At 68.3% G+C, this 25,439-nt stretch carries 18 protein-coding genes; 10 read left to right on the top strand and 8 right to left on the bottom strand.

From position 1 onward, the window contains the following. Window positions 1-2 precede the first annotated feature (2 nt). The 3 genes from AAF604_19685 to AAF604_19695 are packed head-to-tail and all read right to left on the bottom strand — an operon-like array spanning window position 3 to window position 3,627. Complete coding sequence (locus tag AAF604_19685; protein ID MEM7051898.1) at window positions 3-512, bottom strand: DUF2147 domain-containing protein; 510 nt, start codon at window positions 510-512, stop codon at window positions 3-5. Continuing rightward, window positions 509-1,681, bottom strand: coding sequence for an RNA methyltransferase (locus tag AAF604_19690; protein MEM7051899.1), 1,173 nt, complete (start codon window positions 1,679-1,681; stop codon window positions 509-511). Before AAF604_19690 ends, AAF604_19685 begins: the two co-directional genes overlap by 4 nt. A 5-nt stretch (window positions 1,682-1,686) precedes the next feature. Next, entirely contained in the window at window positions 1,687-3,627 is a 1,941-nt protein-coding gene (locus tag AAF604_19695; protein ID MEM7051900.1) for a sulfatase-like hydrolase/transferase, read from the bottom strand. A 223-nt stretch (window positions 3,628-3,850) separates the two neighbouring features. Here AAF604_19695 and AAF604_19700 point away from each other — a divergent pair, with 223 nt between their 5' ends. From AAF604_19700 to AAF604_19730, 7 genes are all read left to right on the top strand, one after another. Further along, a complete protein-coding gene (locus tag AAF604_19700; protein MEM7051901.1) occupies window positions 3,851-7,195 on the top strand; it encodes a hypothetical protein in 3,345 nt (1,114 codons plus the stop codon). A 55-nt stretch (window positions 7,196-7,250) separates the two neighbouring features. Continuing rightward, window positions 7,251-9,302, top strand: coding sequence for a sulfatase-like hydrolase/transferase (locus tag AAF604_19705; protein ID MEM7051902.1), 2,052 nt, complete (start codon window positions 7,251-7,253; stop codon window positions 9,300-9,302). A gap of 213 nt (window positions 9,303-9,515) precedes the next feature. After that, window positions 9,516-11,318 carry a bifunctional alpha/beta hydrolase/class I SAM-dependent methyltransferase gene (locus tag AAF604_19710; GenBank protein MEM7051903.1) on the top strand — a complete coding sequence of 601 codons (1,803 nt, stop codon included), beginning with the start codon at window positions 9,516-9,518 and terminating at the stop codon, window positions 11,316-11,318. Further along, window positions 11,315-12,298, top strand: a complete 984-nt coding sequence (locus AAF604_19715; GenBank protein ID MEM7051904.1) for a class I SAM-dependent methyltransferase — start codon at window positions 11,315-11,317, stop codon at window positions 12,296-12,298. The genes AAF604_19710 and AAF604_19715 overlap by 4 nt, the downstream gene beginning before the upstream one ends. Before the next feature lie 102 nt (window positions 12,299-12,400). Next, window positions 12,401-14,197: a translation elongation factor 4 gene (gene lepA, locus AAF604_19720; protein MEM7051905.1), complete on the top strand. Its 1,797-nt coding sequence runs from the start codon at window positions 12,401-12,403 to the stop codon at window positions 14,195-14,197. A gap of 207 nt (window positions 14,198-14,404) precedes the next feature. After that, window positions 14,405-15,304 (top strand): DMT family transporter, encoded by a 900-nt coding sequence (locus tag AAF604_19725; GenBank protein ID MEM7051906.1) that lies wholly within the window; start codon window positions 14,405-14,407, stop codon window positions 15,302-15,304. After that, window positions 15,301-16,002: a pseudouridine synthase gene (locus AAF604_19730; GenBank protein MEM7051907.1), complete on the top strand. Its 702-nt coding sequence runs from the start codon at window positions 15,301-15,303 to the stop codon at window positions 16,000-16,002. The genes AAF604_19725 and AAF604_19730 overlap by 4 nt, the downstream gene beginning before the upstream one ends. Window positions 16,003-16,006: 4 nt before the next feature. On the opposite strand, the gene AAF604_19735 is transcribed toward AAF604_19730, so the two are convergent. Together AAF604_19735 and AAF604_19740 are read right to left on the bottom strand one after the other, a co-directional pair. Next, complete coding sequence (locus AAF604_19735) at window positions 16,007-17,359, bottom strand: DUF1501 domain-containing protein (protein ID MEM7051908.1); 1,353 nt, start codon at window positions 17,357-17,359, stop codon at window positions 16,007-16,009. A 72-nt stretch (window positions 17,360-17,431) separates the two neighbouring features. After that, complete coding sequence (locus AAF604_19740; protein ID MEM7051909.1) at window positions 17,432-19,096, bottom strand: DUF1800 domain-containing protein; 1,665 nt, start codon at window positions 19,094-19,096, stop codon at window positions 17,432-17,434. Window positions 19,097-19,386: 290 nt separating this feature from the next. On the opposite strand from AAF604_19740, the gene AAF604_19745 reads away from it, so the two are divergent. Next, a complete protein-coding gene (locus tag AAF604_19745; GenBank protein ID MEM7051910.1) occupies window positions 19,387-20,829 on the top strand; it encodes a hypothetical protein in 1,443 nt (480 codons plus the stop codon). Here the strand turns inward: AAF604_19745 and AAF604_19750 are convergent. Beyond that, the gene (locus tag AAF604_19750; protein MEM7051911.1) at window positions 20,820-22,205 is read right to left on the bottom strand and encodes a hypothetical protein; all 1,386 of its coding nucleotides are present in this window, start codon (window positions 22,203-22,205) and stop codon (window positions 20,820-20,822) included. The genes AAF604_19745 and AAF604_19750 overlap by 10 nt on opposite strands. Before the next feature lie 78 nt (window positions 22,206-22,283). Here AAF604_19750 and AAF604_19755 point away from each other — a divergent pair, with 78 nt between their 5' ends. Further along, window positions 22,284-22,751, top strand: a complete 468-nt coding sequence (locus AAF604_19755) for a YtoQ family protein (protein MEM7051912.1) — start codon at window positions 22,284-22,286, stop codon at window positions 22,749-22,751. 15 nt (window positions 22,752-22,766) lie between these two features. Here AAF604_19755 and AAF604_19760 read toward each other — a convergent pair whose 3' ends face one another. Together AAF604_19760 and AAF604_19765 are read right to left on the bottom strand one after the other, a co-directional pair. Then, a complete protein-coding gene (locus AAF604_19760; protein MEM7051913.1) occupies window positions 22,767-23,720 on the bottom strand; it encodes a hypothetical protein in 954 nt (317 codons plus the stop codon). 117 nt (window positions 23,721-23,837) lie between these two features. After that, a complete protein-coding gene (locus tag AAF604_19765) occupies window positions 23,838-24,761 on the bottom strand; it encodes a hypothetical protein (protein ID MEM7051914.1) in 924 nt (307 codons plus the stop codon). 350 nt (window positions 24,762-25,111) lie between these two features. Between AAF604_19765 and AAF604_19770 the strand changes: the two genes are divergently transcribed. Beyond that, window positions 25,112-25,439: alpha/beta family hydrolase (locus AAF604_19770; GenBank protein MEM7051915.1), on the top strand; the 328-nt coding region annotated here is incomplete at its 3' end.

The following is a 25,439-nucleotide window of genomic DNA, read 5'->3' on the forward strand; positions in this document are numbered from 1 at the left end:
CCTCAGCCTCCGCTCGGCAGCGAGCCGGCCTGGACCTGCCGTCGAACGCGGCTCCAGCGGGTGCTGCGACCGAGCAACGAGATGCCCACGAAGCCGCGCAGACCGAGGACATCATCGGACTCCAACCAGGCCTTGGAGCGATAGGTCTTGCCGTTGTCCGGATCGTAGATGGTGGCGCCATTCCAGCCACCGTCGCCGTCGTAGCGGAAGCCTTCGAGGATCTCGAGGCCGACGAGCGGTCGACCGCGCCGGTCGGGATCGGGGTTCTCGCGATCGACCTTCTGCATTCCAGCCATGCCGTGACGATCTTCGGGGCCGTAGTTGGGCTTTTCGAGCCAGACGATGCGCCCGCCGTAGGTGTCCCCGCGGCGAAAGATTTCGACATGGGCGATGCCGTCGTCGCTCGGGGCGGAGGCCCAAATACCCAGGATTCGATCACCATCGCTAGCGAGAAGGGGAGCTCCTGACAAACAGAAAAACAGACAACAAAACAACATCCACCGTACCTTCATCTCTTGGTCTCCGTCCTGGATCCAGGGTAGAGGTCAAAGGGCAATATGCGGGCATCGAGGGGCCCATTGCGGACCGCGACTCGCCGTCGCGGCTTCAGCCCGATGTGCTTGCCTCGGCTGTCGCCACCGGCCAGCACGACGGCCTGCCAGCCAGAATACCGCCCTTTCAACAAATCCCCCAAGCGCCGCCACTGCTCCGGTCCGGCGTCGAGGCGCTCACCGTAGGGCGGGTTGATCAGCACCAAACCCGGTCGCGCCGGAGGATCGAGGGCAAAGCCGTCACCCACCTGCAATCGACTCACCGCGTCCAGGCCCGCCCGGGTGAGGTTCTCCCGCGCCGCCGACACCGCTTCCGGATCGTGATCGACCCCGACGATTTCGAGCTCCGAGCAGGCGCCCTGCGAGCGCTCCCCCTTGATCGCCGTCAAGGCCCGGCGATCGAGGTTCGGCAGGCGTTCGAAGGCGAAGCCCCGGCGAGTCTCCCCCGGTGCCCGTCCCGAGGCCCAAAGGGCCGCTTCGACGAGCAGGGTGCCGGTGCCACACATCGGATCGACCACCGGACCTCGGCCATCCCAGGCGGAGGCCAGCACACAGGCCGCCGCCAAGGTCTCGCGCAGCGGCGCCGTGCCGCTGGATTGGCGATAGCCGCGCCGGTCGAGGGGCTCGCCGGAAGTATCGAGCAGCAGCGTCGCGCGGTCGCGGTGGAGCCAAACTCGCAGGGGAACGTCGGGCCGCCGGCGATCGATCGACGAGCGCCGCCGAAAGCGGCCCCGCTGGCCATCCACCAGACCATCCTTGACCCGCAAGCCGACCCAGCGCGTGTCGCGCACCGCCGAAGCTGTCGAGGTGGCGTGCAGGGCCAGGGTGCGGCCGGGATCGAACAGCTCTTCGACCTTCAGGCCATCCCAATGGCCGCCGCGATGCCCAATCAACCGCCGCGCTCCGGTGGCGAGGGCATCACCGTCATGGCCCTGCCAACGGCCGAGCTCCACCAGCACGCGATTGGCCGTTCGCAACCACCAGTTGGCCCGCCAGATATCGCGCCATCGGCCCTCGAAGCGCACCGCCCCGCGCCCCACCGCCACCCCCTTCATGGCGAGATCGCGCAGCTCCTGCTCGAGGAACTCCTCGAGACCGAGAGCGCAAGTGGCGACGATTCGCAAGGCCATCCGAGTCAGGGCTCCTGGCGGGCAGCGAGCTCGGCCAGCCAGCGCCGGGCCTGGCGCCCTTCCGGCGCCTCAGGAGCCAGCTCGACGGTGCGCTCGAGGACCCGCTTGGCGGCGGGCCAGTCGCCGCGGGCCAGGTGCACCTGGCCGAGGACCAGCCAGACCGTCGGCCAGCTCGGCAGCAGCTCCGTGGCACGGCGCAATCGTTGCGCGGCGGCGGTCGTGTCCCCAGCCGCCAGCTCGACCTGCGCCAGCCGCGTCAGGAGCGCCGCGCTGTCGGCTCCGGCCTGGGCGGCGGCGGTCAACAGGCGGCGTTCTTCCACCGCCCGCCCGGCACGGGCCGCCAGCTCGGCCCGGCGCAGCCAGGCCGAAGCCGAACGCGGATCGAGCTCGATGGCACGCCGGTACTCGGCTTCGGCCGCCGGCAGATCGCCGACCTCGGCGAGGGCGTCGCCGAGGCTGATCCGCAGCAGGTCGAGACCCGGGTTGAGGCGCACCGCCTGGCGGTAGGAAGCCACCGCCCCGGCAAGATCACCGCCGGCCCCTTGGGCGCGCGCCAGATTGGTCCAGAAGGGCAGGTTCTTGGGGTCGACCTTCACCAACTCCCGCAGGGTCGCCAGGGCGACCGGAACGTCGCCTCGCTGGAGCTGCTCCTTGGCCTCGGCGAGGCGGTTCAAGAGCACCATGCCGTCCTTGGGGTCACGCCGCCGGTCGCCGACACCGCCGGCGGTGTAGCCCAGGCTGCGCACCGCGGCGGCGAGCTCGGCGTCGACCCCGGCGGGCTCGGCCTGGCGGTCGCCCATCTCCGCCTCGAGGCGGCGTAGCTGGCGCTTGAGGCGGCGCGCGACGCGACTTTCCTCGGCCAGCCGATTGTGATCTTCGGCGGGGTCCCGAGCGACGTCGAAGAGCTCCGGCTTCGGCGCCACCACCAACCTCCAAGCACCGTCCGTCAGGGCCGTCAGGGGCGACCAGCCGTAGGCCCGCGCCGGCAGGGTCGACTCGCTGAACACCGCCTCCGGCGGAGGCTTCGGTCGCTGCGGAAAAACCCCCGGTAGAACCGTACCGGGCAGCTCTCCGACCCGCGCCAGCGCCGTCAGGGTGGGCGCCAGGCGCCGAGCCGCCACCGTCTCCGTCACCACCTTGCCGGTCGGGACCCCGGGACCGGCGAGCATCAGCGGCACCTCGACCACGGCGCGGTAGAGGAAGATGCCATGGCCTTTTTCTCCGTGCTCACCAAGGGACTCGCCGTGATCCGCCACCACCGCCACCAGGGCACCATCGGGGATGGCCGCGAGCAAGCGACCGAGCTCGGTGTCGACCTTCTCGATTTCCCCTCGGTAACCGTCGCGGGCCTCGGCCGCCGGCTGGTAAGGAGCATGGGGGTCGTAGTAGTGCACCCAGAGAAAGAATGGCTTGCCGCCGGCACGGCCGGCCAGCCAGCGACGCGCTGCTGCCGTGACCGCGGTCGCATCGCGCTCCGCATAGCCGTACTCGCCGGTGACCTCGGCAGCCATCGAGTCGTCGTAGTGGTCGAAACCACGAGCCAAGCCGAAGCGCCGGTCGAGCACCCGCGAGGCCACCACCGCCGCGGTGGCATAGCCGGCGGCGGCGAACCGCGTCGCCAGCGTCGGAAGATCGCCGGGCAGGGCGCTCAGGCCGTTGTCGCGCACGCCGTGTTCCGGAGGATCGAGGCCGGTGAGCAGCGAGGCATGGGCCGGCAACGTGATGGGAGCGGCGGTGATGGCGCGATCGAAGCGCACGCCGCGTTCGGCGATGCCGTCGAGATTCGGCGTCCGCGCGGCGCCGCCGTAGGCACCGAGGGCATCGCTGCGGGTCGTGTCGAGGGTCACCAAGAGGACATTCGGCGGGCCTTCGGCAGCGACCGATCCGCTGCTCCCGAGAAGGGCTAGGACCAGTGCAACGGCCGGCGAAATGGGCTTGTTCATCATGGAAGTGCCTCGGGGAGGCCGATACCTCGGCCCAGGGATCCCTATGCTATCGTCGAAAGTCAGTCGATCGACCGAAGGAATGTCCTTCTCCGCCCACACGCGATGGGTTGTCTGCTGGAATCGAGGGATTGGGGCCAATCCTTGATGACGGTGGTGAGCTTCGAAGCGCGCCTGGCGGGACCGGTCGACAGGTTTTGATTTATTTGTCAAGGAGACCGCTACGATGGTTCGCAACCGCTGGTTTGCCGTGGGGACGGTTGTCCTCGCGGTGCTCGTCACTGCCCCACTCTTCGCCTTTCGCCAGCCGGACGAGTCGCCGGCTCGCCAGAAGTCCTACCGCCACGCCGACCTCTACATCGGCAACCTTCTGTTTCCGGCGGAGAGCCTTCCGGTTGGAGCCGTGGCGACGGCCCAGCAAAGCCTCGCGAGCCTCGGCCTGCCCGCCAGCAAGGCCCGCATGGACATCCGCAGCGGCCGCTGGGGCACTCTCCTGCCCTCCGACCCGATCCTTCCCGGCCGCGGCAACAGCCTGACCTGGCAGAGCCTGCGAACCGCCGCCCCGGCATCTCAGGAAGACTATGAATCGGTCGCCTGGGACGCCTTCTATGGTTACCTGTCGGCGCGCCAGAACGCTCTCGGCCTCGACCTCGACGAACTGCAGAATCCCGGCCGCGTGGCGGTTCACGGGGACGGAAAGATCGTCCAGATCAACGTGCCACGCGAGTACCACGGCATTCGGGTCCGCGACAGCTTCCTGACCGCCGTCATCAACAACGGCAATCTGGTGCTGTTCGGCGCCCAGAAGTGGGGCGACCTCGGCATTTCGACGATTCCGGCTCTCACCGCCGAGGAGGCCAGGGACAAGGTCGGCCGCTACCTCTCGCCGCTGATCGCCGACGCGACCTGGCGCAAGCCCCACCTCGAGATCATTCCGATGGCCGTCGGCACCGAGATGTCGCGCATCGCCGTCGGCCAGGGCTACACCTATCGTTTGGTCTGGGTGATCAGCCCGAAATTCTCGACCGACCTCGCCAACTGGGAGAGCCTGGTCGACGCCCAGACCGGTGAGCTCCTGTCCTTCGAGGACATGACCGCCTACGCCAGCACCCGCGCGGTCGAAGGCGGCGTCTTCCCGATCTCCAACGACGGCCTGGCGCCGGACGGTGTCGAGGTGACCTACTCGCTGCCGTTCGTCGATGTGACCAACAACGGCGTCACCCGCTTCACCGACACCGGCGGCAACATCCAGTCCTGCATCGATGGCACCATCTCGTCGAGACTCCAGGGTCGCTACATCCAGATGAACGACAACTGCGGCGCGATCAGCGAGAGCACCACCGGTGACGTCCTCGACTTCGGCGGCAATCCGCCGCCGAGCATCGACTGTCAGGTCGCCGCCGGCCGCTCGCCGGGTAACACCCACTCGAGCCGCTCCGGCTACTACGAGCTGACTCGCCTCAACGAGATGGCCCGCAGCCACACGCCGGGCGACAGCTGGCTCAACACGCCGCTGACCGCCACCATGAACATCAACTCCAACTGCAACGCCTCCGGCGGCGCCGGCGGGGTCAACTTCTTCACCTCCGGCGGCGGCTGCAGCAACACCGGCGAGCTCGCCGGTGTGTTCGACCACGAGTGGGGTCACGGTCGCGACGCCACCGACCTCGCCCCCGGCTTCTCGTCACCGAGCGAGGGTATTGCCGACATCTATGCCTCGCTGCGCCTCAACACCTCGTGCATCGGTCGCAACTTCCGCCTCGGCAACCCCTGCAATGGCTACGGTGACCCCTGCAACACCTGCGACGGCGTGCGCGACATCGACTGGGCGAATCGCAACTCCGGCGTGCCCCACGGCATCGCCTTCATCGACGCCGCCTGCGGTAGCGGTGGCGGCACCCCCTGCGGCGGCTCGACCCACTGCGAGGGCGCCGTCTACGCCGAGGCCGTGTGGGACCTGTGGAATCGTGACCTGCAGTCGAACTACGGCATGAGCCTCGACACGGCTCGCGAGATCGCCTCGCGACTGACCTTCCTGGGCGCCAGCCCGGTGGGGAACTGGTACAACTGCGTCGATGGCGCCGGTACCGGCGATGGCTGCAACGCCGATGGCGGCTACCTCAACTACCTGGCGATCGATGACGACAACGGCGACCTCACCGACGGTACGCCGCACATGCAGGCGATCTTCGACGCCTACGACCGTCATGACATCGCTTGCCCGACGCCGGCCGTGCAAGACGCCGGCTGCTCCGGTGCGCCGACAGTGGCGCCGGTGGTCAGCAGCAGCACCTCGGATCGCGCCGCGACCCTCACCTGGGGCGCCGTGGCCGGCGCGTCGAGCTACCGCATTTTCCGCACCGAGGGCGTCCACGGCTGCGACTTCGGCAAGACCATCGTCGGCGACACGACCGATCTCAGCTTCACGGACACCGGCCTGCGCAACGGCGAAGAGTACTTCTACGTCGTCGCAGCGATGGGTGCCACGGGCGAGACCTGCATGAGCCCGGTGAGCGCCTGCACCAACGTGACGCCGACCGGCTCCGCCAATCTGGTGGTCGACGAGTCGACCGCCGGGGTTCAGATCTTCACCGGTGACGGCGATATCTTCCTCGACAACTGCGAGGACGCCCGCATCGCCTTCGAGCTGCAGAACATCGGTACCGGCAGCTTGACCAACGTGCGCATCGATTCGGTGACCTCGCCGAGCCACCCGGCGATCGACGCTTCGATCACCTTCCCGGCGGTCTCGGCGGCGACGCTGGCGGACGGTTGCGGCATCGCCATCGGCCAGTTCGATTTCCGACCGACGGGCTTGGCCCACAACGACACCGTCGAGTTCACCATCGAGGTGACCAGCGACGAGCTGTCGCCGGCAACCAAGACCCACACGGTTCTGGTGCCCTTCACGGAGTCGGATTTCTCGGCGCCGAGCAACAACCTCTTCGACTTCGAGACCGACTTCGAGAACTGGTCAGTCTTCGAGGGCACCTTCAACCGCACTTCCGCCAACGGTGGCGGCAACGGCACCGCCTTCGGCGTCGCGTCGTCCGGTGGCATCGACAATGCCTGCGATCGTGCGCGCTCGCCCCTGGTGTCGCTGAACAACGGGTCGACCCTGTCGCTGTGGAACAACTTCACCATCGAGAACGTCTCCGGCGGCACCTGGTACGACCGCGCCAACGTCGCGATCGTCGAGACGAACGGCGACCGTACAGCGGTCGAGCCCGACGGGGGACGCGCCTACAACACCACCAACCAGGCCAACTACAACGGCTGTAACCCGTCCAACGGTTGGGCCGGCACGGCCAACACCTGGGCCGCCAGCACCTGGACCGCCGCAGCTCTGCAGTCGTCCACTTTCGCTGGTGATGCGGTGCAGATCGAGGTGACCTACGGCACGGACGGTGGTCTGGCCCTCGCCGGCTTCAACTTCGACCAGGTCTTGGTGACCAACTCGTCGCTCCAGATTCCGGACGCGCAGTCCGATGTCTGCGGAGTCAGCGGGCTGATCTTCGTCGACGGCTTCGAGAGTGGGAACACGTCGGCCTGGACGGCGACCGTGCAGTAACGCCATGGAGCTCGGCGATCCTCGTCTCCGATGGGGGTCGCCGCTCTCGCCTGCTTTGTTTCGCTGGATCTCGACGGCCTGCGTCTTCTTGGCGCAGGCCGTTTTCGTTCTCGCCGAAGCGCCGCCAGCGCCGCCGCGACCGAACGTCCTCCTGATCACCGTCGACACCCTACGGCCGGATGCCCTCGGCTGGATCGGCGGCGGTGACCACACTCCGGCCCTCGATCGCCTGGCAGCCTCCGGAGTGCGCTTTCCGCGCGCCCTCTCCCCCGCTCCGCTGACCCTGCCGAGCCATACCTCGATACTCACCGGCCTGCTGCCGCGACGCCACGGCGTACGCGACAACGGTCAGACCGTCGCCCCCGATCTCGTCACCCTCGGCCAAAGCCTCAAGGCCGTCGGCTATCGCAGCGCCGCCTTCGTCAGCGGCTTTCCCCTGGTTGCCGACTTCGGCCTCGACGGCGGCTTCGATCACTACGACGACGATCTCGGTGAGAGCGGGCTCGAGCGTCCGGCCGCAGCCACCGTCGACGCCGCCCTCGAGTGGTTGCGCTCGGAAGACACCGGTCCCTGGTTTCTGTGGCTACACCTCTATGATCCGCACGATCCCTACGAGCCGCCCGCGGAGCTCCGGCGCCCCGGACCGCGGGGTGCCTACCTCGGCGAAGTGGCGGCCGTCGACCGTGCCCTCGGCCGGCTGCTCGCCGCCACCGCGGGCAAATCGACGCTGACCGTCTTCACCTCCGATCACGGCGAGAGTCTCGGGGAGCACGGCGAGCAGACCCACGGCTTCTTCGCCTACCAGGCGACCCTCGAGGTTCCGCTGGTGATCTCCTGGCCGGGGCGACTGGCGCCGGCCGAAAGAAGCCACCGGATCCAGCTCGTCGACCTCTTCCCCACCCTCGCCGGCCTGCTCTCCCTGGAGACACCGCAAGACCTCGATGGCGTCGACCTCACGCCGACCCTCGAAGGTCGCGAGCAGCCCGTCGCCGCCGCCTACCTCGAGTCGTTGCGGCCCTGGATCTCCTACGGTTGGGCACCGCTGCGGGCGGTGATCGCGGAGGGCTGGAAGCTGATCGCCGCGCCGCGGGCGGAGCTCTACGACCTCGACGCCGATCCCCAGGAAAAGAACAACCTGGTCGACCAGGAGCGGCGCCGTGCCCGTGCCCTGCAGCAGCGCCTGCGCGAGATCGAGGCGTTACCGGCCCGCCAGAGCGATCAACGGCTCGACCGCGAGACGCGCGGCAAGCTGCGTGCTCTGGGCTACCTCGGTGGCAGCTCGCGGCGGGGTGAGGCACCGGCCGACGCCCCTGATCCCAAGGACCGCCTCGACGTCTGGAACCTCCTCGGTTCGGCCGAGGCGGAGATCGACGCCGGCCGGCCGCGAGAAGCGCTGGCGCTGTTCGACCGCGCCCTCGGGCGTGATCCCGACAATCGCTTCGCCCTGGCGCGGTCGGCGGACACCCTTCTGGGCCTCGGTCGGCCGCGCGAAGCCGCGCAGCGGGCCCGGCGCGCCACCGACCTCGACCCCGATCAACCGGAGGCTCACCGCACCCTGGCCCTCGCCCTCGGCCGACTCGGCGATGGCAAGGCGGCCGCCAAGGCCTGGATGGAGGTGGTGCGCTTGCAGCCCCGTCGCGCCGATGGCTGGATGGCCCTGGGCTCGAGCCTCGGCCTCGCCGGAGAAGGGGCGCGGGCGACGGCCGCCTTCGAGCGCGCCGTCGAGCTGGCTCCCGACGATCCTCAAACCCATCTCCGGCTGGGCTTTGCCCGCCATGGTCAGGGCGATCGCAGCGGCGCCATTCGGGCCCTCGAGGAGGCCGCTCGGCGAAGCGGCGCGAGCTTCGCCCACAACAGCTCGCTGGGCCTGCTGCTGGTCGCCGCCGGCTCTCCCGACGAGGCCCGTCCGTGGCTCACCCGGGCGACTCCGAGGGAGCCCGACTTCGTCCCCGCCAGGCTGGCCCTCGCCCGCCTCGAGCTCGCCGCCGAGCGACGGCCGCAGGCTCGCCGAGCCTTGAGCGATGCCCTCGCCCAGGCTCCGGCCCTGCGTGACCAGCTCGCCGACGACCCCGCCCTCGGTCCCCTGCTCGCCGAAGCCGACCCCTGAGCGAATACGGCGACCCAGTGGGCATCAGTAGTACAAATACTGATCACAGAATGTGCAGTCGTGATTCGCCGTCGCGGCACGGCATCCTCTAGAAGTGACCTGAAAAGGCCTGGAAATCATAGGTTTTGGCGCCTTGCCGCGGCGTGGCATCGATCTTGACCTAGTGGAGGCCCGAACTCAATGGCCCAGGAAGGGCCCGAGGAGGGTACGACCATGAAGCAAGCTGCGATGTCTGCAAAACTTCGATCCGCCGACCTCACCGAGAGCCAGCATCGGGTCACGCTGCGCGACGGCCTCGACCTTTTCTACCGTGTTTGGCGGCCAGCGGGAGCGGTCCGCCGGCACCTCATCGTGCTGCATCGCGGCCACGAGCATTCCGGGCGCCTCGAGGACGTCGTCCAGGGCCTCGCCCTCGAAGACACCGCCGTCTACGCCTGGGACGCCCGCGGCCACGGCCGTTCCGGCGGCGACCGCGGCTGGGCCGAGAGCTTCATGGAGCTGGTCCGGGACCTCGAGGAGTGGGTCGGGCACCTGCAGGCCGAGCACGACCTCGAGCTCGAGCGGACGGTGCTCTGCGGCCACAGCGTCGGCGCCATCGTGGCGGCGACCTGGGCGCAGGCCTTCGCTCCCCCCCTCGCCGGCCAGATTCTGGTCACGCCGGCCTTCAGGATTCGCCTCTACGTGCCCTTCGCCCGGGCCGGCCTCAAACTCCTGCGGCGGCTGCGCGGCGACCGGCGAACCTACGTCAAGAGCTATGTCAAGGCTGGCCTGCTGACTCACGACAAGGCGCAGGCGCGTCAGTACGAGAGCGACCCGCTGATCACCCGCGACATCGCCGTCAACGTCCTCCTCGATCTGCGCCACGCCGCCGGTCGTCTGATCGCCGACGCACCGGCGATGCGTACTCCAACCCTGGTGCTCGCCGGCGGCTCCGACTGGGTGGTCGACCTGGCCACCGAGAAGCGCTTCTTCGAGCGCCTCGGCGCAAGCCACAAGAGCCTGCGGGTGTTTCCCGGCATGTACCACGACATCCTCCATGAAGTGGATCGCGACCTGGTGCTCGATGAGATGCGTCGCTTTTTGACCGGCCTCGACCACCAGTCGACGAGCCCGACTCCCCTCGACGCCGACCAGAGTGGCCCGAGCCGCGACGAGCAGCTCGAGCTCGAGCGACCGCTCCCCTGGTACTCGCCGCGCCGCTGGTTCTTCGCCGGCCAGCGCTTGGCCCTCGCCACCTTCGGCCGAGCCAGCGCCGGCATTCGCCTCGGCTGGGAGACCGGTTTCGACTCCGGACGCAGCCTCGACTATGTCTATGAGAACCAACCCCGCGGGCTCGGCCTCTTCGGCCGCTGGGCCGATCGCATCTACCTCGACAGTCCGGGATGGCGCGGCATTCGCCAGCGCCGCCAGCATCTCGAGGGCCTCCTCGAGCGCGCCCTCGACGAGCGCCACTGCGCGAGCCGACCGGTCCACCTGGTGGACATCGCCACCGGCGCCGGACGCTACGTCCTCTCGACCCTGGCGCGGCGGCGGTCCGGCACGGTGACCGCCTGCCTGCGCGACAACACCGAGGGCAACCTGCGACAGGGCCGGGCGACGGCCCTCCGCCTCGGCCTCGAAGGGATTTCCTTCGAGCTCGGCGACGCTTTCGACGAAGAAGCCCTCGCTCGCCTGCAGCCGGCGCCGGACGTCGCCATTGTCTCCGGCCTCTACGAGCTGTTTCCGGACAACCTGCCGGTGCTGACCTCGCTCCAGGGGCTGGCGCGGGCGATGCCCGCCGGAGCGCTGCTGATCTACACCGGTCAGCCGTGGCACCCTCAGCTCGAGACCATCGCCCGCGTCCTGCGCAACCGCGATGGCGCCCGCTGGGTGATGCGCCGGCGCAGCCAGGAAGAGCTCGACGCCCTGGTGCGGGCGGCGGGCTTCGACAAGGTCGCCATGGAGATCGGCGACGACGGCATCTTCACCGTCTCCCTCGCCCGTCGCCGGGCGGACCGCGCCGGAGGTGCGCAATGAGCCGTCGACAGCACGGCCTCGACCACTACTTTCGCCTGATGGATGCCTACGGCGCCGCTCGGGTCTACGACACGGCGCTCCAGATCGGCCTGCTCGACGCCCTCGGCAGGGAGCCGCGCACGCCGGCGGACCTGGCCGGCGAGCTCGGTTTGCAGGCCGCACCGCTGGCCGGCGTTCTCGAGGTCCTCCAGGTGCTCGGCCTGGTCGAGCCCGAGGGCGATGGATTCGTTCTCGGCGACCTCGGGGAGCGCTTGGCCGCCGGCCCCTACCGCCGCCTCGGCGGCGAGTTCTGGGACCACCTGCCGGTCCTGCTGCGCACCGGCGAGCCGCTGGTACAGGCCGACGCGGCCGCCGCCGGCGAAGCCTTCTACGCCACCCAAGCGGCCTCCCTGGGCTGGATGCTGGCACCGGCCGCCGACCTCGCCGCTCGCCGTTTGCGGGTCGGGGACGAGCTGCGCGCGCCGGCGATTCTCGATCTCGGCGCCGGTTCGGCGGTTTGGAGCTTGGCGATGGCGAGCCACGATCCGGCGGCGCGGGTGGTCGCCGTCGATCGGCCGGCGGTGCTCAGCGTCGCCACCCGGCGCGCCGCCAGCCTCGGTCTCGAGGGGCAGCTCGCGGTCCGCCCCGGGGATTACCACCAGGTTTCCCTGGAGCCCCAAGGCTACGACCTGGCGGTGCTCGGCAACGTCACCCACCTCGAGGACTACGAGGGGCTCAGGAGCCTTCTCCGGCGCGTCCGAGAGGCGCTCCGCAGCGGCGGTCGGGCAGTGATCTTCGATATCTTTCCGCGCTCGCCGGAGGGCGCCCTCAGCGGCGCTCTCTACGGCCTCGGCCTAGCCTTGCGCACCCAGCAGGGTCGAGTCCACTCGGAGACCGAGCTGGCCGCCCTCCTCGCCGAGTGCGGCTTCGGCCCGGCTCGTCTCACGGACCTGCCGGTGCCACCCCAAGCGGTGGGCATGTTGGTGGCCGAGAAGAGCTGACGCCGGTACTTCCCGCAGCCCCCGACCATCGCGATAGGATGTCGTCTCGCCGGCCTCCCGGACGAACCGGGAAGGCCGGCGCGGCATTTTCGAGGACCTGCGGTGGAAAACGTACGCAACTTCTGCATCATTGCCCATATCGACCACGGCAAGTCGACCCTCGCGGATCGCCTGATCCAGCGCTGCGGCGGCGTCGCCGAGCGCGAGTTCCGGGACCAGATCCTCGACTCGATGGATCTCGAGCGCGAGCGGGGCATCACCATCAAGAGCAACACGGTCACCCTCAGCTACCGCGCCCAGGACGGCGAGGAGTACATCCTCAACCTGATCGACACGCCGGGCCACGTCGACTTCTCGCACGAGGTGCGCCGCTCGTTGATGTCCTGCGAGGGCGCGCTGCTGCTGGTGGACGCCTCTCAAGGGGTCGAGGCCCAGACCGTCGCCAACCTCTATCTCGCCCTCGAGTACGACCTCGAGCTGGCGCCGGTGATCAACAAGATCGATCTGCCGTCGGCGGACATCGACCGGGTCAACGAAGAGATCGCCGAAGACCTCGGTCTCGATCCCTTCGAGGCCGCCCACGCTTCGGCCAAGACCGGCCAGGGCATCGACGATGTGCTGGAGACCATCGTCCGTCAGCTACCGGCTCCCAAGGGGCAGGTCGACTCCCCCCTCCAGGCCCTGATCTTCGACGCCCAGTACGACGCCTATCGCGGCGTGGTGATGCTGGTGCGGGTCAAGGAAGGCACGCTGCGCCCAGGGGCCACCATCCGACTGATGCACACCGAGAAGAGCTACGAGGTCGAGGAGGTCGGCCTGCTCAAGCTCAAGCGGGTCAAGACCAAGGAGCTGACGGCGGGCTCCGTCGGCTACGTCATCGCCGGCATCAAGACCGTCCGGGACATCGCCATCGGCGACACCATCACGGACGAGCAGAACCCCGCCGCGGAGCCGCTGCCGGGCTACAAGGAGGCCAAGCCGGTGGTCTTCTCGTCGATCTACCCGATGTCGACGGACGATTACGAGGACCTCGGTCGGGCCCTCGACAAGCTGGCCCTCAACGATGCCGCCCTGACCTACGAGAAGGATTCCTCGAGCGCCCTCGGCTTCGGCTATCGCTGTGGCTTCCTCGGCCTGCTCCATCTCGACGTCGTCCAGGAACGGCTGCATCGCGAGTACGACCTCGCCCTGCTGCTCTCGGCACCCTCCGTGGAGTACCACCTGACCCTCGAGAACGGCGAGTTTCACCGCATCGACAACCCGGCCCTCTATCCCGACCCGACCAGCATTCAGCGCGCCGAGGAACCTTTCATCAAGGCTTCGATCATGATGCCCGAGCGCTACGTCGGCGCGGTCATGGAGCTCTGCCGCGAGCGTCGGGGCGAGAACACCACCTTCTCCTATCTCTCGGTGGGTCGCGTCGAGCTGACCTCGGAGCTGCCCCTCGGCGAAGTGATGTTCGACTTCTACGACCGCCTGAAGACGGTCACCCAGGGTTACGGCTCCTTCGACTACGAGATCATCGGCTACCGCGAAGCGCGGCTGGTCAAGGTCGACATCCTGGTCAATGGCGAGCCGGTCGATGCCCTCTCCCAGCTGGTCCACGAGGAGAAGGCCCGAGGCCGGGCCCTGCGCTACTGCGAAAAGCTCGCCGAGACCATCCCGCGACAACAGTTCAAGATCGCCATCCAGGGCGCCATCGGTGGCAAGGTGATCGCCCGTACCACCATCAATGCCTACCGCAAGGACGTCACCGCCAAGTGCTACGGCGGCGACATCAGCCGTAAGCGCAAGCTGCTCGAGAAGCAGAAGGAAGGCAAGAAGCGGATGAAGATGGTGGGCGCCGTCGAAATCCCCCAGTCGGCCTTCGTGGCAGTGCTCAAGAGCGACGACAACTAGCCGGCTGCTGAAGAAGTCCGCTTTGCGATTTTTCCCGCTGCCAGCTGGTTCTTCCGAGAGGGGCTACGCGCCCCTCTCCGGTCCACGAAACGGGGTTCTGGGACCTCCTCTCCCATCGCGGCGGCGAGGCCGCCGCCGGGCCCTTCCGGGCCCGGAAGCAGGTTGCCGATGAGTTTTTCAGCAACCTGCTAGCTCGAGCGAGCCCCTTTGGTTTCTCCTGCTCTTGCCGGCACTGCCGCCTGCCTGCTGGCCGCCGGCGCTTGGGCAGTGGCGGTGCTCTGGTTCCGCGGCGCCATCGCCGATTACGGCCCTTGGACCGTCAACCTGGCGAAGTGCGGCCTCGCCACTGTCCTGCTGGCGATCACCGTTCTGGTCGTCGGCCAGGGCAGCGTGCTGCTGCAGGCACCGCTGGTAGCCCTCGGCTGGATCGCCGTTTCCGGGCTGGTCGGCATGACCCTCGGCGACACGGCCCTGTTCGCCGCCGTGCCCCATCTCGGCGTTCATCGCACCCTGCTACTGCAAACCCTCAATCCCCTCTTCACCGCCCTCGGCGCCCTGCTGCTCCTCGGCGAAGACCTCGCCGGAACCACCCTCGCCGGCGGCGCCACGGTGCTCGCCGGCGTCGCCCTGGTGATCGCCAGGGACTCCGCGACACAGGTTCCCGGGAGCCTGTTGCGCGGCGGCCTGTTGGCCCTGCTGGCGGCCTTCGGTCAGGGCCTCGGAGTGGTGCTCGCCAAGCTCGGTATGGTCTCGCTGCCCTTCCTCTCGGCGGCCCTGGTGCGTCTCGCCACCGCCACCGCCGGGCTGGTGATCGTGCTCGCCTGCGCCGGCGCTGTGGCGCGCCACCTTCGGCCCCTCGGCAAGGGCGCCACCTGGCGGCGGGTCGCCGCCCCCTCGGTGCTCGGCACCTACCTGGCGATTTTGCTGATGATGGCCGGCATCGCCTGGTCACCGGCGGCGGTGGCGGCCGTTCTGCTCTCCACCAGCCCGATCTTCAGCCTCTTTCTCGAGGCCAGGATCGACCGCACCGCGCTGACCCCGCGAGCCCTCGCCGGCACCCTCCTCGCAGTCGCCGGCGTGGCGATCATCTCCTGGCCGGCGACGTGATCGACCAAGCGTCAACGGAGGCGGAGCGAGAGCTCACCGTCCTGCACCAGGACGCCGACCTGCTGGTCGTCGACAAGCCTTCCGGGATGGTGGTGCACCGCGGCTGGGCCCGCGACCGGCGCACCGCCCTCGACGTCGCCCGCGACCTCTCCGGGGGCCCGGTCTTCCCGCTGCACCGCCTCGATCGCGGCACCAGCGGCGTGCTGCTCTTCGCCCGCCACCCACAGGCCGCCCGAGACGGACAGCAGGCGCTGGCCGACGAACGGACAGTCAAGGTCTACTGGGCACTGGTGCGCGGCATCGCTCCCGAGGAAGGTGTCATCGACCACCCGGTTCCGCGCTCTCCGAAAGGCCCCCGGATCGACGCCGTCACGGCCTTCCGCCGGTTGGCCACCTTCGAGCGCTACTCGCTGGTCGAAGCCCGCCCACGGACCGGTCGCCTGCACCAGGTGCGTCGGCACCTCAAGCACTTGAGCCTGCCCTTGATCGGCGACGTGCGCTACGGCAAAGGCGAGCACAACCGCCTCTTTCGGAAGCGCTTCGGGCTCCATCGGCTGGCCCTCCACGCCTTCCGACTCGAGCTCCCCGGCGGGCAGCCGTCAAGCTGGACGGCGCCCCTGCCGGCCAGCCTCGCCGGGCCCTTTCATGCAATGGGATTGCCCACCGACCTGGCTCAGCCGGCCCCGGCCTCGCCCTGAGGCGCTACTCGACGCTGGTGGTCCAGGCCGTCGTATTGCCGCGTTCGAAGCCGTCGGCGAAGATGGTTTCGGCGCCGTAGTCGGGGGTCAGATCCGGTCCGCTGACCAATCCCAAGGGGGAGTACCCGCTGTATCCCGGGAAGACCTCGCCGAGCTTGTTGTTGCCCATGCGGCGGATCAGGATCTCGCTCAGCACGCGCCGGTAGTCGGTGGTGATGGCGAGGTCGGCGTTGTCGAAGAGCTGGTCCGTCGCCAGCCCCGGCCAGGCGCCGTAGAGACCACCGTTGGCGTTGCCCGACATCACCATCATGACGTTGCCGTGGCCGTGGTCGCTGCCGCGGTCAGCATTCTCCCGCAGCCGGCGCCCGAACTCGCTCTGCACGCAGACGGTGAGCCGAGAGGTGTAGTTCGAGCCCCCGGGGCCGTCGAGATCGAGGTACAAGGCCGCCAGCCCGCGAGCGAGCTGATCGACCAGGCCGGCGAAATAGCCGCCGCTGCCGTCGCCCTGACCATCGTGCGTATCCCAGCCGCCGAGATCGACTGTCGCCACCCGCACGCCGAGGTCCTTCTTGATCATCTGGGCCACCGTCTGGAGGTGGTTGCCGAAGGAGGTGTTGGGATATTCCGCTCCATTCGCCGGCGTGTAGTCGCCGGCATCGGACAGCTCGACGATATCCATCGCATCGAGCGCCTGGCGGCCGGTGGCGTGGAGCTCGGTGTCGTCGAGGTTGTAGAGCCGACGCAGGGCGATGCGCTGGGTCTCGCGCCAGGCGGACGGCCCGCGATCGATGCGGAAGTCGTCCGGGTCGTTCATGTTGAGGGTCTCGCGATTGCCCAACAGCGAGAGGTGCTGATTGCTGCCGATCGCCAGGGAGGGCACGATGATCTCCGCCGGCAGGTTGGTCGCCGAGGCGAAGTGCCGGGTCAGCCAACCATCGTTGGTCGAACGGCTGCCGGGCGTGCCGAGCTCCATGAAATCCATGGCGTCGAAATGGCTGCGGGTGTCGTAGTCGAGACCGGCGGCGTGGACGATGGCGAGGTTGCCGTTCTGGAAGAGATCGTGGAGGGGCGCCGCCGAAGGGTGCAGGCCGAAGGGCTCGGTGCCCAGGGGCAGCGCCGCGTCGGGCCCCGTCGCCGGCACCTGCAGGCGCGGCCGCGCGGTCTCGTAGAGCCCGCGGTCGACGCCACCGATGGGTGGCACGAAGTTGAGTCCGTCCATACCGCCGCGCAGGAACACCGAGACGAAGATCTCGTCGTTCGGGCCGCCGCCGAGGGCCAGACTGTTGAAGCGTGCTCCCGCCATCCCAGCGATGGCGGCCGAGCAACCCACCAGAAATCCGCGTCGCGTCGTTTTCATCTCACCAATCCTCCAAAAGAAATCAAGCGGGCTCGCGGACGAGCCCAGGGCCTGCCGGGAGCTCCCGGCCGCTCAGCTCCAGAGGAAGTCCGGCGCCAGCACGATCAGGCCGATCATGCTGCGCAGACGGTCTTCCGTCGTTTCGCTGGTGTCGAGGGGCAGATCGAGATCGGGATTGCGTCCGGCGGCCATGAACTCGACCACCTCCTGGCGACTCGCGGCGGTCATCGGCCGCCCCAGGATGCGGTTGATCCAATAGTCCGCCAGGGCGTTGGCGGAACGCACCCCGGCAGGGGTCTCACCGACCACGTTCATGCGATGCACGCCGCCGTCGTCGGTGACGTCCGTGAGCCAGTTGCAGACCCGCCAGGCCCCCACCCGCGGCGTCGCGCTCATCCAGTCGTCCTTGTCGTCCGAGTAACCGTCCGGCGCCGGCCAGTAGAACAGCCGATGGCCGGCGTCGCGCAGGTAGCCGAGCAGCGTCGAGGTGTCACTCTCACCCATCCGGAAGGGCAGGTTGGCGCGCGTCGTCCGCATCGTTCCGGCGGCGATCTCCGTCGGGCGCTTGACCCGGCCGCCCCAGGTGTTCTTGAAGGCGTCCGACAGGATGATGGTGCGCACCACCTGCTTGAGCTGGTCCGGCGCCGCCGCCTGGGCCGTGAACAGCGCCGCCGCCTGGTCGATGATCGACTGCGGCGCGTTCTCGCCGATCAGGCGCCGGCAGAGCTTGCCGGCGATGTAGCGCCCGGTGCCGGGATGGGCGGCGAGGGCATCGTAGACGTCCTCGCCGTCCTTCAGAGCCGGCTGATCGGCCGGAATGAACTCCCCCAGGACGGTCTTCTGGAAGCGATCGTGCCAGTCGGCGCGGTAGTAGAAGGCACCGGTGTTGCCGACCGTCGTATCGCTGCTGCTGTTGCTCACCGTCCAGCCGGTGAAACAGCGCGTCGCTTCGTAAACGTCGGCGTCGACATAGCCGATCGGCCGGCCCATGCCGTCCGTCGGCACCTCGTTCTGTTGCCGTACTCCGAGGTAGTTCTCTCGCCCCATCGCGTGGATCTCGAACAGCTCGCGCGAGTAGTTCTCGTTGGGACCGGCGTTCGACGAGGTGTAGTTGTCGAGGTAATAAAGCATCGCCGTGCTGCGCCCGACGTCCTCGAGCATCTGGCGGAAGTTGCCGAAGACGTTGCCGCGAATGACGTCGCGGTCGTAGTGCACCATCATTGGCAGCACGATGCCGTGGCGCCCGTAGACGTTGAAGTGGTTGTGCCAGAAGTCGGTCATCACCTCGAGGAGCTGGCGGCGGCTGTAGACCATCCGCAACATGGTGACGCGCTCGGTCTCTTCGAAGGGCAGCGCGCGGAAGCTGAAGTCCGGCGCGTTGACAAAGTGCTCGTCCCACAGCTCGGTGCGGCTCTTGTCGAGGGTGACATAGCCGGCGGCGGCGATCCTGGCGTCGGCGTTGGGATCGGTGATGGCGCCCGGGTTGAGCTGTTGGTCGACCCAGGCGGTCAAGCGCGCATCGTCGTTGGGGCCGAGGTTGTTGAAGGCCGCGATGTCGGCCGGCCGGGGCCCGAAGGCCAGCCGGTTCAATACGATCACCGCCAGCGGTGGCAGGGGCGGTGCAGTTCCCGCAGCGGGAACCGATTGGGCGCGGCGTAGGGCCGGAGCCGGGGATCCGAGATCGGCAACCAAGCGGCGGCGGGATCGCAAGGAATGGCGGGACTGCTCTCGCTCCATCTCGCTCCTCCTGACAAAAAATTCAAAATCCGACAACGGTCATTCTAAAATTCCAATAAGCGAAGGCGCAAGCCGTCTCTGTGGTCACCAGTGTACAGGACGCGCCAGAGGCCCCGGCCGAGGAGCTCGCCCTCGCCGCGAGCGCAGCAGTACTTGCGGGCGTGACGATTTCCGCATACTCACAAGAGCTCAGCTCACAATGCTTCGGGATACACTTCCGTCGGGGCCGAGTAGGACTCCCTTGGGCCGGACTCCATTCTTTCCGGTCGAGACTTGTGATGGAGGCATTCATGACACGGCAACACCGATCGATTCCCCTGCTTCTCGCTTTTCTCCTCACCGCCACCGCGGCCTGGGCCGCGATCCCGTTGAAGACGGTCACCGGGACCCTCGATACGATCTGGGGCGACAGCCCCGACGGCGACACCTATCAGCGCTGGTTCCTCACCGACGATCAGGGCGCTTCCATCGAGCTGATGGTCGAGCAGCTACCGCCGCGCGGCTTCGCCGAGTGGAACCGCCAGCGAGCCGAAGTCACCTTCGAAGACGATCCCCTGCTCTCCGGCCCGAAGCGGGTGCGGGCGGTGCGGCTCGTCGACGTCGGTGAAAACAACCTGCGGGCCGACGGCAGCGCGCCGATCAGCGGCTCGAAGCCCTGGGTGTCGATTCTCTGCAAGTTCAGCGACATCGCCGCCGAGCCCGAGAATCTGAGCTTCTTCCAGAACATGTACGGCAACAACCCAGGACAGCTCGACCACTACTGGCGTGAGGTCTCCTACGGCGCCATCGACGTGGTCGGCAGCACCGCCATCGCCTGGGTCGACCTGCCGCGTCCCCAGACCGGCTACATCCCGACCCCGGGGAGCGGCTCCAACGCCAATCTCAGCCTGCTGTTCAATGAGTGCACTGCCGCCGCCGATCCCTTCGTCGACTTCTCCAATGGCGGCTCGCCCTTCGAAGGCATCAACATGATGTTCAACGGCGTCCTCGACTGCTGTGCTTGGGGCGGTAGCCGCTTCGCCACCCTCGACGGCACATCGCGCTCCTGGCGCACCACCTGGGAGCCGCCCTGGGGCTATCGCGACGCCGGCGTCATCGCCCACGAGATGGGTCACGGCTTCGGCCTGCCCCATTCCAACAACTCCGACGGCGATTCGAATCCCTACGACAGTCCGTGGGACGTGATGTCGGCGGCGGTCGCCTACTCGATTTCGGACGCCACCTACGGCCGCCTCGGCAAGCACACCGTCTCGTACCACAAGGATCGCCTCGACTGGATTCCAGCGAACAAGATCTACACCGCCGATTCGGACGGCCAGCATGTGGTGACGGTCGACGACCTGGCCCAGGCCACCGTCTCGAACTACCGCATGATCAAGATTCCGCTGGGCGGCAATGTGCTCTACACCGTCGAGGTGCGCGACCGTACCGGTGGCTATGACGGCAACGTGCCCGGCCGGGCGGTGATCATCCACCACGTCGACCCCGCCCGCGCCGCCGACGCCGAGGTGATCGATGGCGACTCACCGGCCGCCAACTTCGCCGACACCGAGGGGGTCATGTGGAAGGTCGGAGAGACCTTCGAGGACTCCGGCAATGAGATCACCGTACGGGTCGACAGCTCGACCGCCGACGGCTTCCGGGTGACCGTGACCCGCGGCAGCGCCACCGACATCTTCGCCGACGGCTTCGAGTCCGGGAACACCTCCGCCTGGAGCGACAGTCAGTCGTGAGGTGAAGTCGCGCCGGCGGAGCCCGTCGGCGCGATCAGAAACTCCAGCAGGCGGCGTTTGGTGCCGGCTTCGAGAATCAGCTCGAAATGTCCGCCTCGGATATAGAACGGTTCCGCCGCCAGCGCCGCCAGCTCTGATCGCGACAGCCAGAGCTGGCTGTCGCGGGTGGCGTGCTCATCCCCCGGAGCGGTCGCGCGATAGCGCAGGTAGGAGCGCGACTTCAGCCAGCGATCGCCGGTGAACTGCAACCGCCAGCCCTCCCGGTGGCGCCGCAGCACGGCGCGATCCGGGGTTTCGCGATAGGCGTTCTGGAGCAAGAAGATCGGGGGCATCGGACCTCCGACGGTCCCCTCCGGATCCTGCTTCAAAACCGCTTGGAAACGCTTCGCCCGATCGAGCTGCTGCTGCAAGAAGCGCCGCCGGGCGCCGGCGTCGCCGAACAGCTCCGGCCGCGGGTCGCGCTGCAGGCGAGCGGCCGCCCGGCGACCGAAGACGGACCAGCCATAGCGCTCCCACTCGGCGGCGTCCCAGAGGTCGATGGCGAGCGGGTTGCCATCTGCGTCGAGGAAGAAGTCCCGTTCGCGATAGGCCGGCAGCTCCTGGTAGAGAGAAGGAAAGGTGAACAGAACCTCGGGATGGAGGCTCCGGCCCACCAGCGGCAGGTAGACCCGGCCGCGATCGAGCTCGCGCAGGATGCGCAGGCTGCCACCGTTGGCGCTCCCCACCAGCACCAGCCGAGTGATGTCGAGACCGCTCGGAGGCCTGCCCCGGCCGGCCTCGACATCCTCCAGTGAAGCCTCTCCGAAGCGGCTCAAGTAGCGGCAGATGTGGGCCCCGTTGCTCTGGCAGACGAGAGCCACCCTGAGAGTCTCTAGGCCGCGGGCTCGGCGCAGCCGATCGAGCTGATCGAAGAGCTGGCGGGCCGAAACCACGTTGTCCTGTCGCCAGTCATAGGGAAACGGGAAGAGGGTCGCCTGTGGATCCGGTCGGGCCAGCTCGCCGGTGCGGTAGCCGGCGGTCTCGAGGAGCTCGACGATCGGGCCATAGATCGGCTTGGTGACGCCGGCGAGACGAACTTGGGACAGGATGCGCGGTGCCACCACCCGCGGATCGCTCGGTGGACTGGCGATCGAGCGGGCCAGCGCGTAGCCGCCATCGCGCGGCAACAGCAGCCGGCTGCCGGTTCCCCACAGCACCTCGCCACTTTCGGCGTCGGTCAGCAGCGAGCCGGTGACACCCGGCACGAAGACCACCAGGGTGCGCTCGTCGGAGGTCTCGAATGGGCCCGGAATGGCGACCGGCTCGGGGCCACGACAAGCGCCCAGAAGAAAGCCGATGGCAAGGCTGGAAACGAAGCGAAGGGAGCGCCGCGACACGGCGCGCAGGCTATCATCGCCCTGGTCGGCACCAGCCCTCGGATGCCGGTCGAAATCGAAACCTCAGGAGAGCTCGCGATGAGCACGAAAATCTGGCAGGTCTACCTTTCGGGTGAGATTCACAGTGACTGGCGGGAGCGCATTCGCAGCGGCATCGAGGCCGCCGACCTGCCGGTCGAGCTCACCGCCCCGGTCACCGACCACGGGGCCAGCGACGACTGTGGAACCACCCTTCTCGGCGATGAAGCGAAGCCCTTCTGGCGCGATCACAAGGGCGCCAAGGTCAACGCCATCCGCACCCGCACCCTGCTCGCCGAGGCGGACATCGTGGTGGTGCGCTTCGGCGACCAGTACCGGCAGTGGAACGCCGCTTTCGATGCCGGCTTCACCGCCGCCCTGGGGACACCGCTGATCGTGCTGCACGACCCGCAGCACACCCATGCCCTCAAAGAGGTCGATGCCGCCGCCCTCGCCGTGGCGGAGACCCCCGAGCAGGTGGTCGGGATTCTGCGCTACGTGATCACCGGACGGCTCGCGACCCCGTGACCGCAGCCTCCCGACTCAAGGCGCCGCGCCGCGCGGCCGCCAGGCGGCCATGCCATCGAGTCCCGGACGCCGGGTCAGGCGGCGGATGTCGCGGCCGGCGCGATCGCACACGAACAGCTCGCGATCGTCGTCGATCTCACGGCTGAAAACGATCCAACGGCCGTCCGGAGAGTAGCTGGCGCGGTACTGCTCGACGGCACCGTTGTCGTTGTCCCAGGGATCGATCAAGGCGGTCTTGGTGAAGCCCGCCTCCTCCGCTGCCGACGACTGCAGGACTCGTCGCGGGCTATCTCCTCCGGCGGCTGCCAGCTCGTAGAGCTCGAAGCTGCCGTCGCGGTTCGAGTAAAACAACAGGTGCCGGCCATCCGGCGACCAGGCGGGAGCCAGATTCCAGCCCTTGCCAGAGGTCAACTGGCGGCGGTCTTTGCCGGCCCGGTCCACCGTGTAGAGGTGGACACTGTCATCGCTCTCGCGAAAGCCGGCGAAGGCGATGCGTTCGCCGTCGGGAGAGGCCACCGGCGCAATCTCGTAGAGGTCCGGCGTGGCGGCTCCGATGCGACCGGACTTCTGCGAACGCAGCGGCACCCGGTAGAGATCGAAGTCGCGAATCATCACCACCGTTTCACCGTCCGGCGCGAAGCTGGGATCGAACTCGTAGTTTCGCGGGCTGCCTCCCGGCAAGTTGCTGACTCGCCGCGCGTTGCCGCCGTCGGCATCCATCACCCAGGGATGCCAGCCGCCCTTGCGATAGGACTCGAAGACGATGCGCTCACCGTCCGGGGACCATTGCGGATAGTGGTCGGGGCGGCTGCCGGAGCGGCCGACGGGTCGAATCTCACCGCCACCCAGCTCGAGCAGGTAGAGCTGGCCCTTGCCGCCGTGCTCACTGTAGAAGAGGATCTCGCCCTGCGGTTCCGCCGCCTGCGCCGGCGCCGGACCGAAGTAGAGCATGAGGATCAGCAGGGCCAACCCGAGCGGGATCGAGCCTCGCCCAGGGCGTCGCCACGTGCCAACGGAAGCTCGGAGTGCGCGCACGGTATCCATGCCCCAGAGCTACGCCCTGCCGGCCGGGAAGTTCCGCCGCGATCAGTTCTGGGTCTCGGAGCGGCGTGCCTTGGGCTTGAGGCTCGAGTACTTGCGGTCGAGCAGCTCGTAGACGTCGGCAATCTTTTCGAGACGCTCGTCGAGGAGGTCGGTCCAGTGGTCGTGGCGACCGGTTTCGATCCGCAAGCTGCCGATGCGCCAGGAGAGGGCGTCGAAGCGAAAGCCGCTCTCCCCCGCCACCAGCTTGGCGGCCAGCACTTCGGCATCGCGCTCGACATAGCGGCGCAGATCGTTGAGCACCGCCCCGGTGAGAGTGATGCGGGCATCGCGGGTCTGCAGCCGAACGTAGCCGCTCTCGGGCTCCACCATGATGTCCCGGTCACCCAGCAGGTTGCGCAGAAAGCGGCAGCCGAGGATCGACTGGCCGGGCTCGGTGGTCTCGACGATCTCGCCATCGACCTCGGGCTCGTCGAGGTCGATCCAGGGGGTCTTGTAGTCGGCGACGACGTCGATCTGCCGCATCAGCTGGAGCACCGTTCCGAGGTAGGCCTTGGCGGTGCTGCCGACGTAGACCAGGTCGCCGTCGATGCAGCCTTCGATGATGTGGCTGCGCGGCGAAGACTGAACGATCAGCTCTTCCTCCGCCAGCTCGCGCAGCCGCTTGCGCTTCTTGGGACCGACGAAGGGCGCCCCGGTCTCCTCCATCTCGGTCTGCACCAGCAGCTTGAGCCGCTCCTTGACGGCGATCGGGTCCGGGCGCAGCTTGTCGATGCGCACCCGGAAGGCGTAACGCCGCGTTCCCACTTCCCAGGGCGCCCCCGGCTCGAAGGGAATGAAGCCGACCGCCTCGCGCACCTCCGAGCCGGCCATGATGCCGTGGAAGGCGGCGCGCTCGAAGTCGGGCGGTTCCGGGGCATGGACGAGGTTGAAGCGGGTCACGCTGGCGGAGCCGCTGATCAAGGCCATCTCGAGTCCTTCTCGGGTGGTGGAGGGTCGATCGGAAGCATCGGCGAAAGCGGGAGAGTACCACCATCTCACGGTGGCGATCGGCCACCCGCTAGCAGGCTGCTGAAAAGTCCGCTTTGCGGCTTTTCCAGCGCTGCTAGCTGTTTATTTCAGGGGGCTAAGCGCCCCCCCTCGCCCGAAAAAGTGCGATTTTCGGCGGCCCGCGTAGGGGCTCACCCCGTCCAGGGCTCACCCCGTCTCACGGCTTCGCCGCCGGGCCCTCTCGGGCCCGGACGCAGGTTGCCGATGAGTTTTTCAGCAACCTGCTAGCCGACGACCGCGGGATGCCGACCGCGGGATAGAGTCCCGCCATGACCAGCGACACCCGATCCCTGCGCTTCGCGATCCCCGAGATCGACCAGGAGGTCTCGGCCCTCCTCGACCTGCCGGAGAATCCCCGAGCCCTGCTACTCCTCGCCCACGGCGCCGGCGCCGGCATGCAGCACCGCTTCTTCGAAGCCCTGGTGCCGCGTCTGACGGCGGCGGATCTGGGCGTCTTTCGCTATCAGTTTCCCTACATGGAGAAGGGCCGTCGGGCGCCCGATCGTGCCCCCAAGCTGGAGGCGACGGTGCGCGCCCCCCGCCCCCCCGCGGGGCCGGCCAGCCCCCACCAGCCCCGACAACCCCGCGGCAAAAACA

Source organism: Acidobacteriota bacterium (assembly GCA_039028635.1).
Lineage (GTDB): Bacteria > Acidobacteriota > Thermoanaerobaculia > Multivoradales > JBCCEF01 > JBCCEF01.